Raw genomic sequence first — 15,393 nt, 5'->3', positions numbered from 1 at the left:
AAGAAATTCCGTATGGCAAACGACTCCAATCGCAAGTGGACCACCCAGCGCCGCGCCGTGTTCGCCGCGGGCGCGCTGTCTCTAGCCTTGCTGCCGAGCCTGCTGCTGGGCGTCGACGCGGGCGCCCAGGAGGGCACGCAGCGGCTCTCCCCTCGAGAGCGCGTGCTAGCGCAGATGGCGAAGGACCCCGCAGCGCTGATCAACGTGAGCTACGGGGAGATGCCCTCGAGCCCAGACGTGTTGAACCTAGGGAGGCGGGGCACGGCAGCTCTGGCGCGCTGCCTGCAGGACAACGCCAACACCGACGTCCGCAGCGAGTGTGCACGCTTGCTGCGAGCGCTGGGCGATCGCTCCGCACTGCCCAATCTCCGCGCGGCACTGGCCGACTGGGAACCGAGCGTCCGCTACGAGGTGATTCAAGCCCTCGAGTCGATGCCTGATGAGGAGTCGTTCGAGCCGCTCTACAAGCTCTATCAGCGCGACGATGAGTCTCCCAGCAATCGCATGGCGATCGTCGACGCCCTCGGCGCCCTAGGAAGTCAGCGTGCGGTTCGCGTGTTGCGCTCGGAACTGCGCAAAGCGCCCAAGAAGGACGAGACGGATAACCGCGGGCGCGTCTACTCCGCGCTGTGGCGTAGTCGTCACCTGATGGCGCGGCAGACCCTGATCGGCGACGTCGCGTACGTGCTCGGCTTGAAGGACAACGACTGGCTCGTGCTTCAGGGCACGGAGTCCGCGGCGGAGCTCCAGGCCAAGCAGCTGGTGAACAAGCTGACGCCGCTGATGGGCCACCGCAACGAAGAGGTGCGCAACAAGGCCGTCTATGCCCTAGGTAAGATCGGCGACCCCACGGCGACCCGCGCGTTGATTGGGCACCTCCCCAAGGTGCGCGAAGCGCGCATGTTGAACAACATCGCCTTCGCCCTCGAGCGCCTCGACCCGAAGGCGTTTTTCCCTGCCATTGAGAAGCTCGCGGCTCACAAGCAAGCGGTGATTCGCCTGAACGCCGCGTTCGTGCTCGGCGATGTGAAGCGCCCCGAAGGCCTGCCGATGCTCCAGAAGTCCCTCGGCGACCCCAGCGACTTCGTGCGCACGAGCGCCATCGTGGCGCTGGGCAAGCTGGCAGAGCCGAAGGCGATCCCAAGTCTCGAGAAGTTCACCGACGACGCCAACCCGACTATCCGCGAGGAAGCGATCTACGCCGTCAACAAGCTGTCCGGGGATAAGAAGCAGGACCTGATCTACAAGCAGCTCTACGCCTCGAAGGACGCCGAGCGCCGCCCCCAGATGCGTGAACGCGCCGCGGTGACCTTGGGCAAGCTCGGCGACACCCGAGTGCGGAACTACCTGCTCGGTTGCTTCGAACGCTACCAGTGCGATCTGCGAGACATTCGCGAGTTCGCGAGTCAGGACAAGGACCCGCGCACCGCTGGGCGCCTGCTCCTTAGCTGGGCGCGCGGCAGGAGCGTGCTGACTGGCTTGCTCGGCGACTTGAAGCCCGCTGGCGGTGTCGCCGTCGCCAACTCCGCCTTCGACGAGGCCATGGCGCATCGCGCCTATGGCAACGCTCAGCGGAGCACACTCTTGATCGCCGACTTGGGCGACAAGAGCAGCAAACAACGCCTGGACACGGTGAAGGGCCACAAGCAGACGTGGATCCGCTTGTACACCGGTGTCGCGCGGCTGCGCCTGGGGGAGAGCGTAGCGGTGTCCGAGCTGATGCGGGACTACGACAACCTACCGGTGGACTGGCTGGACAGCGCGCTCAACCTGTTTGCCACCATCAAGGAAGATTCCGCCCGGAAAGCGCTCCAGCCCGAACTCGAGAAGCGCTCCAAGGCGCCGGATCTCGAGCCTGCGATGGCCGCCGCTGCCATCTTGCTGAGCTGGGACCCGGAGCAGGGCTTCTTCCGCATGCTGGACGGCCTGTCTTCCAAGAGCACCGAGGAGCGGGAGCTCGCCTACTTCTACCTCGCCACCGACGACTCGAAGAAGCTCACCTTCGTCATGCGGCGCGCGCTGAGCCGCGAACAGCGGCCTTTCACCCGTGACCAGCTCCGGGTCATCCTCGACAACCGCGGCTGAACCTGATTCAGGCGCAGGTAGCTCTGGTCGTTCCATACGGAACTGGCTCTGGCTCCCGCTCGGCGTTTGCCTGCTGGTGTGGGACCCTGCCGCCACGGCGCTCGCGCCCAAGGCCCTAGCGGTCTGCGTGCTCGCGCTCTGTGGCGCGGCTTGGTGCGCCTTCCGCGGGGCGCCCCTCGTGCTCCCCTCGCCACTCGGCGCTGCAGGCCTTTGGGTAGCCTGGAGTTGTTTCTCGCTGCTCTGGGGCAGCCCCGGCGCGCTCGTCGGGCTGAGCTTCAACATCGCAGCGCTTGTGCTCGCGCTGGTCGCGCGCGCGACCTGGTCCAACAAGGAGCTGCGTCAGCAGCTGCGGAAGCTGGCAGTTTTCTTGGGGGTGAGCACCGCCGCATGGGCTCTCTACCAATACGCGGGCGGCGCTCGGGGTAGCTACATCCACGGTGGCCTCGGTAACCCCAACTGGCTCGGGCTGAGCTTGGCCCTGACACTGCTGCTCAGTATTCCACAACGCAGCGCGCTTCACAGCCTGCGCGGTCGCTTGGCGGTAGCGCTGAGCCTCACTCCGCAGCTGGCCGCGTTGTACCTCGCCCAGAGCCGCGTTGCCTGGGTCGCCCTGGTAGTCGCGCTGGTTGTTGGACTGCTGCGTGTGTCGCTGCAGCGTCTCGACCCAACCCGTATCCGCGCGGCGAAGCTCGGGCGCCTTGCGCCTCATCTGGCCTGGCTCTGCGCCATGACCGCGCCCCTTGGAGCCTGGGGCGCCGCGCCCAGCGCCTCGGGTAGCTGGCAAGCGGCCCTCGCTGGCCGCCGCTTCATCTGGCGCTCGGCGCTCGAGGCGATGGCGCAGAACCCGCTGAAAGCGCTCACCGGCTTCGGCAGCGGTCGCTTCTCCGAAGCGTTCCTTGAAGGCCAGGGCGCATTGCTGGGTGAACTGAGCGAGCGTTCCGCGGCGCGTGCCTTCCAAGCGCTGCAGAGCGCTCACTCCGACTGGCTGCAGACGTTCCTCGAACACGGGCTCATTGGCTGGGCGCTGATGGTCGCTTGGTTGTGGCTGTCGCTACGCGCAGTCGGCACGGGCAAGATTTGGATCCATGGGGAAATGTTCCTCGCAGCGCTGGCGGTGTGTGCCATCGCGGACGCTCCGCTCTTGCAGCCGGGGATCCTGGTGCTTGCACTGCTCGTCACGGCGGCGATTGGGACGGACGCCTTCGGTCGCATCCCGCGGCTCCGGCGCCTGCCGATTTGGTGGCTCGCGCTGGGGCTCTTGGCGGTGGGGACACGCCTCACGGCAGGCCACTGGCTGGGCGAGCGCGCGGCAACGGCGGCGAAGGCAGTACCCGAGGAGCGCCTCTCCGCGCTTGCCCGTGCCGTGAAGCTCGACCCCTACTCCGCCGACACGCATTTCGATTTCGCCGTTGCGTTGCTCGCCTCAGACCAACCCGAGCGTTCCCTCGAACACGCGGAACGGAGCCTGCAGCTGAGTCGCTCCTTGGGCGCGGAGTTGATTCGCGCCAAAGCGCTGAGCCGCCTGGGGAGGTTGAAGCAGGCGCACGTTGCGCTCCTCTCCGCGCGCACAATCAGCCCCGGTTCCTTTCGAGTCAACCTAGGCCTGGCGGCCATCGAGCTGGAACAGGGGGAACCAGGAACCGCGGAAACATCTTTGAACCGCGCGGCCGCGGTGTTGCCTGGGGACTCACGCATTGCGCCCCTGAGAGAGCGCATCAAGCAGGCCAAGCGAGACCAAGAACTCCGCTGATCGCTTTTCTAGCAACTGGTCAGCTCAGCTACCGATACGGCCGCCATACGCGGAGTTCCGCGCGGCTGGGTCGCCCTGTGGTCGTCCCTTACATGTCGTTGTTTGCGCAGCCGCAAACGCTGGCCATAGGGCCGTTGCTCCAAGGAGAGTACTCCATGAAAGGTTTCACAATTCTCACCTTCGTCGCCCCGACGGTGCTCGGCCTGGGCATTGCCGCCGCCGTGGCGATCCCCCAGCTGCGCGACAGCCTGCTGCACAAGGCGAGCGGTCCCGCCCCCGAGGTCGCGGAGCAAGCCGCCGACCCCGACAAGCAGAAGAACGACGCCTTGGACCACCTGCTCAAGTGCAGCAACTTCGTCGACAACGCGCTCAACACCTCGGAGCAGCGCTACCACTCGTGGGTCAAAGACAAGAAGAAGGGGCCTACGGGTCGTGAGCACACCATCGTCGGCATGGCCACGTGGGACGACAGCGTGCTGAAGATGTGCAACCAGCAGTTCGACGCCAACAAGAACCTCCAGCAGTTCGGAGACTTGGCGAAGCTCAGCGAGGACTACCGGGTGGCGATCAACGACCTGATACCCAAGGTCGATGAAGCCGCCAAGTACTACAACAAGGAAATGTACAAGGCCGACAAGTTCGAGAAGGGCAAGAAGATGCACCCCGATCTCGAGAAGGCCTTTCAGGTGTTCGTGAAAGCATCGGACGCACTATCACCTGAGATCGAGAAGTACGTCACCGAGCGCTCCGTGAAGAACCTCGCAGCAATCGAAAAGGACGAGGGCCATTCACTGCACTACTGGCACCGCAAGTCGATGCTCGAGGCCAAGTCCGTGCAGCGCCTCGTGAACGCTGAGAAGGTCGACTACGACAAGCTCGAAGCCGCTCTCAAGAGCTACGGCGCCAGCGTCGACGAGCTGGAAAAGGCGCAAAAAACCGCCAAGGAAGTCCCCCTCATGTGGGCGGGTTACAAGAACCACCCGCGCGCCTACTACGACGCGGTGGCGTTCTTCGTGAAGCGCCACAAGAACAACATCAAGTTCACCCGCGACGAGCAGATGCGCCTCAACCATGGCATCGGCGATGATGTCCCGGGCTCCTCGGACAACGTGGTCAAGGAGTACAACGGGATGATCGACGGCTCCAACGCGGTCAACTACGACGGCAGCACTCCCACCTGAGGAGCCCAAGGATCTGCAAGAGCGGCGTGTCTTCCCACGATGGGGTACTACACTTTCGGAGTGTCGTTTCGTGGGGAGTCCGGCTTCCGTCGCATCCAGTGGCGAGGACGCATGCGCCACATGTATCCTCGTGGATGCGCGTTTTCCATCGGCGCCCTCGCGCTCATGTGGTGCGTGGGTTGCTCGACCAGCAGCCTGGAGCAACCCGCCCCACGCCATGAGTCAGCCTCCGCCGTCGCCCAGGTCCCGACGGTGGAGGTCCCAGCCACCCCAAGTGCCTCCCCACCAGTCAACAGCGCGCCTCGGCAGGCCACGCTCCCGCCGGACGCACAAATCGCCTGGCAAGCCAATCAAGTCATGCGAGCGCTGGGCCACATCGCCGAGACTCTGCAAGACAGCGAATACACCCATGGTTTCCGTGTGGATTCAAAGCAAGGCGTGTATCACTTCGACTGTTCGGGCCTGGTGCATTACATCCTAGGGAAAGTCAGCCCCGTGGCCCGCAGCGCGAGCTTTCAAGGGGTTCGCGGAAGGCCCCTGGCACGCGACTACTACCGCACGATCTCCAGGAGCCCAGTCGATGCTCCTCGCGCAGGTTGGCAAAAGATCGAACGGGTCGCCGACGTTGAGCCTGGTGACTTGATCGCTTGGATCAAGCCGAAGGTGCTCACGAAGTCGACCAACACCGGGCACGTCGCGTTCGTTGTGCTGCCCCCTGTCACGGTGCCGGACTCCCCAGGTGCCTACTTGTTGCGGGTCGCCGATGCGAGCAGCTTGCACCACGACGACGACACTCGCGTTGGTCGCGATGGTTTCGGAATGGGCACGATCTTGCTCCTCACCGACGAGCAGGGCCGCCCGGTGGAGTACGGCTGGGTCGGCTTGAAGTGGCGCACGTTCGAAACACGCATCGCCATCGGCCGTATTTCGCGCCCCGGCGACGAGGACGATGGCTGAGGGCTAGTCCTGGAGCAACCCTTTACGCTTGAGCGCGGTCAGCTGAGCCTCCGTAACAACGCGCCTCACCCCCTGCTCGCCATCCCCCGACGTAATATCCACGGGGAATATAATACACTCGGGCGTCGACTGCAGCAGACTCCCTAGTCCTTCTGCGTTGAGTTCGCGACAGACGACGTCGACGAGGTCCCTTGCTTGTTGATAGAGCCCCTGCTGCCAGATCAGTTGATTCGCGTCACTTGCGGCACGGTGGAGCGCCTCGTCTTCGAACTCGAGCTCCTGGGTGTCGTAGTGCTCCCACTCCACGGGACTCCAAACGTACTCACGCTTCGCCGGCTCGGACGCGAACGCAGTCTGCTCTTCGAGTGTGAGCAACCCCACCCGCGGGGGCAAGAGGTGCTCGAAGGCCTCCATGTCGAGCCACATGGCAATCGCAGCGATGGGGGTACCAACGTCGCATGCGCCAAGTAGATCTCGCGCGGCGACTTGCAAGGCGCCCTTGACACGCTCGAGCACGACTTCGGGCGCCTCGTGAATCCTGCGAAACATTTCCGCGCGGCTTCCGTTTGGGTATACCCACTCGACGAGTTCGAGTTCCCCCGATGCGTCATGGGTAAACTCCAAGAGGCGTTCATAGCCTGGTTGCGAGGCTCGCGCGCGCACTGGCAGCTCACCCGCCCACTCGAAGTATTCCACACGCTCCGCGCCAATGCGGTAGCGTGTCTGGACTTCCACCAGCTGGTGTCCCTGGTAGCGATAGCGCGCCACGTTCACTACCGACTTGCCAGCGTCACTGTCGAAGCAAAGCGCGTCCACTTCATCCGCATGGTAAACGAAGTACACTTCGCTCGCCGGCCGCTCCTCACCTCTACCCGGCAGCCACTGACGCTTCGGTAGCTCGTTGTAGGTACGCACCACCACGAGCCGTCCCTCGGCGTCGAAGCCGTGTTCGACCAGGCCGCGGGCATCCACGACCGGCATCTCCACCAGTTTGCCCCGTCCGAAGCAATTCGATTCGCCGTAGTATGGCTCGAGCCAGTACCGCGGTGAGTCGGCCCACTCGCGCCGCACAATGGAGGCCTCTGTGGTGTCCCGCACCTCCTCGTAGCGTCCACCTGCGGTGTCGAACAGCTTTTTCAGGGTCGGCATGCGCGCCAGCAGGGCGTCGCACAGTCAGCGGGCGATGCCAATCGGATCTGCGGGAGTCTGATAAACCTGCAGTCCCAGTCGCAACTTGGGCACACCTGGCGAAACCTCTGCCGCGCGTATCCGCAGCTCGGGCGCGAGGCATGGCAGGGCTCCAACCCAGTACGCCCCTAGGTTGGCGAGATCGATCTCCGTGAGCCCCAGCTCCCGAGCGAGACGGCTCGGGTTCGAACTCTCACCAAAACACTTGAGAAACGCAAACCATGCCAGGGGATCTCGGTCCAGCGGGGCGAGGCGGCGCTTGAAGTGTGTCAGCGCCCGCTGGCTCGCCGCGACATATTCCTCAAGGAAATCATCGTCGAGAGCGGCACCCTCGAGTCGAGCTTCGAGGGGCGCCTTGAGCTCTTGCCACTGGCCTGCCGAGATGCACTCGGCCGCCAGTACATCCGCCTGGGGCAGCCCCAGCAACTCCAGCGCAGTCACGACCCGGGCGTATTGATCCAACGACAACGTCACGGGCGGATAGTACGACCGTCACGTCACCTGACTAGAGCCCGTGCTCGCTTTTTGGGGGTGAGGGGCGACGTTTTCCCGCCACACCTGCCCGTTGCCGCGCGGTCTAGCTAGCATTGCGTCGCGAAGTGCAACAGTCCGCGCGGTCGCGGGGAACTTCGGAGGAACCGGCATACGGAAAGGTAGCCCTCCTCGGTTCGGCTCGACCACGACCGCGGGGCCGACATCGCGCACTGCATCTAGCCGGTGTCCATCGACCCACCGGCGGTCGATTTGCCGACTCCCGATCAGTCACCAATGCTCAGAATCAGTGAATAGCTGATTGATTCTGAACACTTGCAGCCGTTCACTTTTCACGCAACTGGGACGGTGAGCGGCCGACACCTCTCCAGCGCTTGGGACCCCGCGGGCGCTCTTCGGCTTGGCTATGGATACTGCTGTCACCCTCACGCTGAACGCTGGCGACTTCGAACTGCGCTGCACCGCGGTTCGCGGAACCGAAGCGGTGGGACATGCCGCGCGCCTCGAGTTGGAGTTCAGCGGCGACCGGTTCCTGGACATTCGCGCGCTGCTTGGCACCTGGGGCTCACTGAACTTCGCCACGGACCACGCGACGCGGAGCGTGGTTGGTCTGCTCACGCGGGTGAGCCACGTCGCGAGCACCGCGCGCGAGGGGGACGAAAGCCGGCGCTATCGCTATCGTGCATTGCTCGAGTCCGGCACCGCTCGGCTCAGACTCACTCGCCGTAGCCGCACCTTCCAGAACCTGAGCCTGCCGGACATCGCGCGGCAGGTGCTGTTGAGCGCGGGCTGGGATGGCGCTCTGGTGCAGCTCGACCTGAACGAGGCACATCCGATTCAGCGCTACGTCGTGCAATACGACGAAACCGACGAGGCCTTCTTCCGCCGCATTTGCGAGCGCGCCGGTGTCTACTTCTACTTCCTACCAACGGAGGGGGAAGAGCTTCGCGAAGTATGTATCCTCACGGATACATCCACCACCCTGGAGCCCGTCGACGCCCCGCTACAGGTCATCGAAGATTCGGGCGAGGCCCACGCCGGAAACTACGCTCGCAAGCTGCGCTTCGAGAGCACGCTACTTCCGGGACGCGTGACCCTCAGGGACTATGACCCGGAGCGCCCAGGCCTGGATTTGCGCGCGACGAACCTGACGACCTCCGAGCTGCCACGAGGTGCCGAGGAGCGCGAGCTAGAGCATTACCAGACGCGCATCCCGTTCAGCGATCTCGTGGTGGGCGAAGCTGAGGCGCGTCGGCTACTTGAGTCACTGCAAGCAGGCGCCGAAATGCTGAGCCTCGAGACGAACGCCGTCGGGCTGTACGCCGGTGCTTGCTGCGAGGTGCTGCCCTGTGAGGAAGACGGCGTGGTCTCTGCAGAGGGGCGCTACGTGATCCTTCGCGTGGAGCACGACTGGGAGAGTGGCCACGCCTACGACGTGCGGCTCCACTGCCAGCCACTGAGCCAGCCGCTACGTCTACCTCGGGAGACACCCGAGCCACGACTGGCGGGCGTGCACTCGGCATGGGTCACGGTACCAGAGGGCGAGGAGATCCACGTCGACGCGCTCGGGCGAGCCAATGCGCGTTTCCGGTGGGATCTCGAAGGAGCAACCGACCACGAGAGCAGTCTGCCCATCCGCGTCATGCAGCAGAACATGGTGGATTCCATGGCGCTCCCCCGCGGCGGGTGGGAGGCGCTGGTAGCCTTCGACCAGGGCAACCCGGAGCGGCCACTGATCCTGGGCAAGTTGTTCAACACGGCGCAGCCACCCACCTTGAGCCTGCCGGAGAACAAGACATCGAGCGCCATCCGCAGCTTTGCCTCTCCCGGCAGTGCCAAGATGAACTCCATCCACACCAACGACAAAGCTGGTGCGCAGACCTTCATCATCAACGCCGGCGACGGGAAGTTCACTACCGTCGGCGGAAACCTCAAGACGAACACGGGGGCGGTGGAGGACCGAACGATCGGCGCTCATCAGGCGACATCCGTCGGGGGGACAGAGAACCTGAGTGTTGGCCAGAAGTATCGCGTTTCCTCGGGGAGCCAAACGGGCACGGTCGGTGGCGCGCAGAACATCGGCGTGACCGGTAAGCTGAGCCACGAGGTCGCCTCGGAGACGGTCTTGATCGGAGGCGCACTCCTCGAACAGATCGGCAGCCCGGCAGCCATCGCGACTTCCCTCGGCAGCACGGCGCTCGGCGCGATGGCGGGGAGCAACTTCCTTAGCGCCCGTCTCGGCAAGGTCGGAGCCATGGCTGCCCAGTTCGTCGCCCCCATGGCGACGGCTGCCTACGAAGGCTACAAGTCCGGAGGCGTCTCGGGTGCCCTGAAGGGAGCGGCGACTGCGGGAGTCAACACCGGCGCCGGGATGATCGCCGGCATGGTTCCCGGAGGAGACGCGGCACTCTCGGCCGGTATGGAGTTCGCTGGCAACAAGCTGCTCGAGAAGGGCATGGACTGGAGCGAGAAGCAGATCAAAGGCGAAGGCTCCGGTGGCAGCAACAAGAAGGCGGAGGGCCCGAGCGCGGAAGGTGGTGGCGCCGGCGCAGCCCAGAGCGACGCGAGCGGCGCCGAGGGCGGTGGCTCGGGTAACAAGGAGATCAAGATCGCCGGCGCCGCCGTGGAATGCGTTGGAGCCGCGAATATCGTCACGACGCCGGCGTCCGTCGAGTGGGAGACCTACGGCGTGGCTCAGCTTCTGGTGGGCGGTGCGCACCTCACCAAGGCGCGCTCGAACGTGTCCCTCGAGGTGGGGGGCGCATCGATCGAAGCTTCCGCGAGCCATGTGGTCAAAGCAGGTGCAACCGTCGCGCGCGAAGTCAAAGCCGCGCTGAACAGCACGAGCGCCGCACTCACCATGCAATCCAGCGCGGGCGTCGGCTTCAAAGCGCCCGCCATCGTGTTCAAGAGCGCAGGCGCGCTGTCGTGCTCAGGGGGCAAGGTGAGCTTCGTCGTCGGCGGAACGACGGTGAGTTTCGATGGCGGTGCGGTGCTCGTCGAAGGCGGCGCAGTCACCTTCGCGAAGAAGACCAAACAGAGCGGGTCAACGGATCACTGATGTCCAACGCAGCCACAAGCATCGTCTCACTCAACATCAGCGGTCTCGGGCTGGTGACGGCGTCGGGCTCGAACCTACTCGAGTCGCTGTTCTTCTCCGATGCCAGCGTCGAACCGGGCGTGCCAACCCCGTTCTTCAAACCCGCCGAGATCGAGGGCGATGATCCAGAACCGATTCAGATCAACCGCTGCCCTTGGCTCGAGGCAGAACTGCCGCTCAGCGAGCGCTGCCTGCGCATGGCCGAACGCGCAGCCCGCGAGGCGCTGGAGCCGTTGCTCGCGAATCAAACCGGAGACGAGCCGGTGTGCCCCGAACTCTGGCTGATTCTGCCTTGCCCTCGTGACGACTTCAGCGAGCTGACTGCAGCCAGCATCAGCCAAGAACTGTGGAAGCGCCTCTCGCCTTCCAACGTGCGGACCCTGTTCGGCGAGGCCGCCACGATGGACGCACTCAAGGAAATCCACACGACAATGAAAGGCGGAGCAGCGGCCGCGTTGTTGCTCGCCGTGGATAGCTTCTTCAGCGTGGAGTCCGCAGAGCGCGAGGTCACCCAACCGGTGACCCCGTGGGAACCGCTGCCTCCACTGAAGGCGGAGGCGGCCGCCGCGGTGCTGTTCACTGCGAAATCGCCAAGTGCCGCCGCGGACTCGCTGAGCCGCAGTCGTCTCGGGAGCTCACGCCTCGGCACCAAAGCGCCTGAGAGCAACCTGCGTCAGAGCTACTTCACGTCGCAGGGTCTCGCCTCTGGCGGCACGCTCTCGGAGCCGCCCACTTCGATGCGTAGCTCACGCCTGTCGGGCACCGCGCTCGGCGCGCTCAGCTCCTCCCACATCGCTCGCCTCGTGGCGACTGGCTCAGCCAAGGCCCCGGCGAACGAGCACAACGACGTCCTGCAGGACGGCCTCGTCATGACGTACTTGCTCGAGACGCTGAGCGCAGCGATACGCCCAGACTGGCTGATTGGGCCAACCCGCAGCTCGCTGTTTCGCTCTCGAGAGTGGGAGATGGCGCTCTGTCGCTGTCGCGCCAAGGTCGCGGACGAGTTCGACTCCCTCGACGTGGAGACCGTCTTCGGCCGCGTCGGAGCCGCGGCCGTGGTGGTGTCGATCGTGTACAGCGTGGCCGCCACCCGCCTCGGACTCAAGGAGCCAAAGGACGGAAACCTGCTCACCTCGTGCGTGTGGAACGTCTCGCCCGACGGGAACCGCGGGCTGCTCGCCCTGATGACTCAGATCCAAACGGAAACGCAACACACCAGCGGAGCGACGCGTGCTCGCTGATCCGACCGCGGCATCCTGGGAGCGAGCGACAGCGAACCTCGAGGCGCTGCATGACGCGCTGAGCATGGTCGCGACCGCGCCCCACAACGCGACCGGTATCGTGCAGGAGCTGCAGCAGTGCCTGGTTACCCTGGCTCGCGCGAACGCGCCGACGCGGGAGCTCGCGCACAGTGCGGCCCGGGCACAGCAGCTGGTCATGACGCTGGTCGTGGCCGGCTTGCTCGCCCCCTCGCACACCGCCGCGCTTCGGGAGGCCTACAACGCCTGTGTCGGCGCGGTGTACGCCACCGACTGGTGCGAAGTGGGCAATGTCATTGGCAACCAGAGCTGGCTGGCGAGTGGCTTTCGCGCCTCACGCCGGCGCCCGCGCATCCAGCAGCTGCTGCCTCCCCCTGCGGATGACGATGGCGCGTTCGTCAGAGCTGAAGCCCGTACGAGCCGTCTCGTGCAGGTCGACTTCAGCGTCGCCCGAACGCTGGAGCACCACGAAGTCGCGGAGCGCGCTGTCCACAGCTGCCTCGATGACATCAGCATGCTTTCGCGCCACCGCCTCGATCGACGCATGGATGAATCAGGCAATGAGGAGCAGCGCATCCTGCGGCTCGGTGACGCCTTCACGGTCGCTGGCGCGGACGCCCCTTCCCATCTTCGGGCCTGGTGGTGGGACGACACAGCGAGTTCCGATCCGTACCGAGGCTTCGCCGTGGGCTACGCTTTGTCCGTGTGCTCTGGCGCAGGCATCTTTCGTATCCTCGGGGCATTGATTCAAGACCTACCGGCAGACGCCCACGCGGAAGTGGAGGCGGTCGCTGATGCGCTCGAGCTCGTCTCGCGACCAGAGCACCAGGCTCTCATCCAGCATTGGCAACGCGCGCCTTCACCGGTCCTGCGCGCTGTCGCAATCGAGCTTGGCGGGAGACGCCTTGGAAAGCCACCAGAGCTCGAGCCGTTGGCGCTCTGCCAGTGGCTCGTGGACCCCAATCCGTGCGTCGTCGTGTCCGCGCTGCGGGGTTTGGCCAGAGCCCAGCACATCCCACCGGAGCTGGCGCCGGCGGTGGAGCAGCTGCTGCTGGGCGGCGTGAGCGGCCGCGTCAGCTTCGAGGCTGCGCGTTGCCTGGCGCTCTGCGGTTCAGCCGCGCCCTACCTCGTCTTGCGCAGCGACGGGCGATTGCTCGACGCCATCGGCGAGCGCGCTCTGGAACTGCTGTTGTGGTTTGGCGATCTGAACGACGCCGGACTGTTCTCGCACATTCTGCAGAGCCGACCCCCGACCGCGTACACCCTGGAGTGCGCGGCGCTGTTCGGAATCCCCGAGTCGTACGCCTACTTGCTGCACGCCCTCGAGCAGGAGGACCTGGAGGACGACGCCGCAAACGCACTTCAAGTGCTGCTCGGCCCCATCCATGAAGACCTGGCGAAGATTCCATCCGCATGGAAACGTCACTTGCGACAGCTCAACTTGCAGAGCGGTGTGCGCTATCGCTGGGGGCGACCGTGGCAGCCCAGTTGCTTGACCAGTGAAGTGCAGCGGGCGGAGCTCTCTCGGCGCGGCCTCGGCATGCGCCTGGACGAGCTCTGCGTGCGCCTCGGTGGCATCGCCGTGCCCAGCTTGAGCGATTGGGATGATGTGCTCAAGCCGGCCCTCGGCGACTTGCTCAGCGGCCTCGGCAACGTGGGGTCCAAGCTGCGCCCCGGTGACTACTACTGTCACACGCGACAGCGCCATGGGACGCCGAGCAGCGCATCGCCAACTGGCCTCACCCCCAAACCCGCTGGCGTTAGCTCCGCGAGGATCTGAGAGCTAGAGATGATCTACAACAACACTCGCTTTCAGGTTGCAGAGATGTGGCACCAGTGGAGCGAGCCCGAGGGCGGCTCCGAGGCTCTCACCCTGGTGGTCAAGGCGACCTACGACATCCAGCAGGATGGCCGTTGCACGCCCGCGGACGAACAGATTGCGATGCGCTACACAGAGGAGCTCACGGGTGAGCGTGACGACGCGCCCAGTGCGCGTCTCCCCGCGGATGTGATTCCAGAGAAGCAAGGCAGCGACGTGATCATCGCGGGCCACGCCTACTTCGCGCCAGGCGAGACCCAAGTCACCACCAATGTGCAGGTGGGTGAAGTGTCCGCGCCTTTGCTCGTCCATGGTCCGCGGCACTACGAGAGCGTGCTCGGCAGCGTGCGCATCGGTAACGCCGTCACCACGGATCGCGTCGCGCTGATCTACGAGAAAGCCTACGGCGGGATGTCGGAAGATCTGCAGCGAGTCGAAGAGCGCAACCCCGCTGGCGTTGGGGTGACGTCCAACCCAAAGTCCCTCGACGGCACGCTCGCGCCTCAAATCGAGCATCCAAGCAAGCCATTTCAAAGCGCGAAGGATGCTCATACTCCCATGGGCTATGCCCCGGTCATGGCGTACTGGGAGCCTCGGAAGAGCTCCTTTGGCACCCTCGACGAGGTGTACTTCAAGCAGCGCATGCCGCTGACTCCGAAGGACTTCAGCCTGCGCTACAACAATCAGGCGCACCCAAGCTTGATGCTGAGTCGAAGACTGAGCGCGCGAGACTCGGTGGCGTTGCTCGGGCTCACGCCGGAGCGCCTGTTGCGTTTTCAGCTGCCGGACCTGGCCCTTGCGATCCGCGGCTACCGCGACCAGGGCAAGCCGGAGCTACGGCGGCCCGAGATCGACACCTTGGTGATTTCACCCGACGAGCGTCGCATCGAAGTCGTGGCGAGGGAGCGCTTTCGCTTGCTTCGCACGAATCCGCTGCGAGACCTGCAGATTGATCCGGAGGCAGCGTGAAGAGCTCAGTCTTCGTCTTCTCCGCTAGGCAGTGGAGCAAACACGGGCACCACCGCAGCGGCTTCCGGTTCTTCGGGCGGCGCGACTTGCAGCTGACGCAGCGGGCCGATTGGATCGCCCACCGGTGGATACCCCATCGTTTCCACATGAATATTCGGCAGCGCGGCTGGCGCGCCCAACGCCTGACTGCGCTGGGCGGGCTCCAGCGCCGGGAGCTGCCTCGCCCACAAGGCGTTGAGGTTCATCAGATCGACTTCGAGCAGCCCGAGCTGACGCAGCACCAAGGGGGGATCACTCGACTCTCCGTAAGCCTTCAGGAAAGCGAACCAAGCATGAGCGTCACTGTCCAGCGGCGGCAATGCCCTGGAGAAGTGGCCCAGCGCCGACTCGCTCGCCGCGCTGTACTCGTCCTGGAAGGGATCGTCGACGTCAGCCTCCATCAACCGCTGTTCGATGGGCGCCTTGAGCGCCTCCCACTCGTCAGCGGTGATCTGCTCTGCAGCGAACACACTATCCGGCGGCAACCGCACCAGGGTCAAAGCGAGATTCACCCGCGCGTACTGGTCCAGTGTGAGCCGTGCCACGGCAGCATC

The 15,393-nt window shown here is 64.9% G+C and carries 11 protein-coding genes; 8 read left to right on the top strand and 3 right to left on the bottom strand.

Annotation, left to right across the window (positions count from 1 at the left end):
• Positions 1-12: 12 nt before the first annotated feature.
• From H6718_11625 to H6718_11610, 4 genes are all read left to right on the top strand, one after another.
• Positions 13-2,085 (top strand): HEAT repeat domain-containing protein, encoded by a 2,073-nt coding sequence (locus tag H6718_11625; protein ID MCB9586040.1) that lies wholly within the window; start codon positions 13-15, stop codon positions 2,083-2,085.
• A gap of 76 nt (positions 2,086-2,161) precedes the next feature.
• A complete protein-coding gene (locus H6718_11620; protein MCB9586039.1) occupies positions 2,162-3,835 on the top strand; it encodes an O-antigen ligase family protein in 1,674 nt (557 codons plus the stop codon).
• Between the two features lie 155 nt (positions 3,836-3,990).
• Positions 3,991-5,016, top strand: a complete 1,026-nt coding sequence (locus tag H6718_11615) for a DUF3829 domain-containing protein (protein ID MCB9586038.1) — start codon at positions 3,991-3,993, stop codon at positions 5,014-5,016.
• A gap of 60 nt (positions 5,017-5,076) precedes the next feature.
• Positions 5,077-5,973, top strand: coding sequence for a hypothetical protein (locus H6718_11610; protein ID MCB9586037.1), 897 nt, complete (start codon positions 5,077-5,079; stop codon positions 5,971-5,973).
• 3 nt (positions 5,974-5,976) lie between these two features.
• On the opposite strand, the gene H6718_11605 is transcribed toward H6718_11610, so the two are convergent.
• On the bottom strand, positions 5,977-7,122 hold the full coding sequence (locus tag H6718_11605; protein ID MCB9586036.1) for a hypothetical protein: 1,146 nt from the start codon (positions 7,120-7,122) through the stop codon (positions 5,977-5,979).
• Positions 7,123-7,146: 24 nt separating this feature from the next.
• Positions 7,147-7,635, bottom strand: coding sequence for a hypothetical protein (locus tag H6718_11600; GenBank protein ID MCB9586035.1), 489 nt, complete (start codon positions 7,633-7,635; stop codon positions 7,147-7,149).
• A gap of 424 nt (positions 7,636-8,059) precedes the next feature.
• On the opposite strand from H6718_11600, the gene tssI reads away from it, so the two are divergent.
• The 4 genes from tssI to H6718_11580 are packed head-to-tail and all read left to right on the top strand — an operon-like array spanning position 8,060 to position 14,800.
• On the top strand, positions 8,060-10,714 hold the full coding sequence (tssI, locus tag H6718_11595; protein ID MCB9586034.1) for a type VI secretion system tip protein VgrG: 2,655 nt from the start codon (positions 8,060-8,062) through the stop codon (positions 10,712-10,714).
• A complete protein-coding gene (locus tag H6718_11590; protein ID MCB9586033.1) occupies positions 10,714-11,994 on the top strand; it encodes a hypothetical protein in 1,281 nt (426 codons plus the stop codon). The genes tssI and H6718_11590 overlap by 1 nt, the downstream gene beginning before the upstream one ends.
• Positions 11,984-13,792, top strand: coding sequence for a hypothetical protein (locus H6718_11585; GenBank protein MCB9586032.1), 1,809 nt, complete (start codon positions 11,984-11,986; stop codon positions 13,790-13,792). The genes H6718_11590 and H6718_11585 overlap by 11 nt, the downstream gene beginning before the upstream one ends.
• 9 nt (positions 13,793-13,801) lie before the next feature.
• Entirely contained in the window at positions 13,802-14,800 is a 999-nt protein-coding gene (locus H6718_11580; GenBank protein ID MCB9586031.1) for a DUF2169 domain-containing protein, read from the top strand.
• A gap of 5 nt (positions 14,801-14,805) precedes the next feature.
• On the opposite strand, the gene H6718_11575 is transcribed toward H6718_11580, so the two are convergent.
• Positions 14,806-15,384, bottom strand: a complete 579-nt coding sequence (locus H6718_11575; protein MCB9586030.1) for a hypothetical protein — start codon at positions 15,382-15,384, stop codon at positions 14,806-14,808.
• Positions 15,385-15,393 lie beyond the last annotated feature (9 nt).

Source organism: Polyangiaceae bacterium (genome assembly GCA_020633205.1).
In the GTDB taxonomy this organism is placed as follows: domain Bacteria; phylum Myxococcota_A; class Polyangia; order Polyangiales; family Polyangiaceae; genus JAHBVY01.
The sequence above is the reverse complement of the archived record's forward strand: the minus strand, read 5'-3'. Positions and strand labels throughout refer to the sequence as shown.

Bases quoted from the DNA above. Each gene is read 5' to 3' on its own strand.
- H6718_11625 (MCB9586040.1), top strand. From the start codon at position 13: ATGGCAAACGACTCCAATCGCAAGTGGACCACCCAGCGCCGCGCCGTG.
- tssI (MCB9586034.1), top strand. From the start codon at position 8,060: ATGGATACTGCTGTCACCCTCACGCTGAACGCTGGCGACTTCGAACTG.
- H6718_11605 (MCB9586036.1), bottom strand. From the start codon at position 7,122: ATGCCGACCCTGAAAAAGCTGTTCGACACCGCAGGTGGACGCTACGAG.
- H6718_11615 (MCB9586038.1), top strand. From the start codon at position 3,991: ATGAAAGGTTTCACAATTCTCACCTTCGTCGCCCCGACGGTGCTCGGC.
- H6718_11590 (MCB9586033.1), top strand. From the start codon at position 10,714: ATGTCCAACGCAGCCACAAGCATCGTCTCACTCAACATCAGCGGTCTC.
- H6718_11580 (MCB9586031.1), top strand. From the start codon at position 13,802: ATGATCTACAACAACACTCGCTTTCAGGTTGCAGAGATGTGGCACCAG.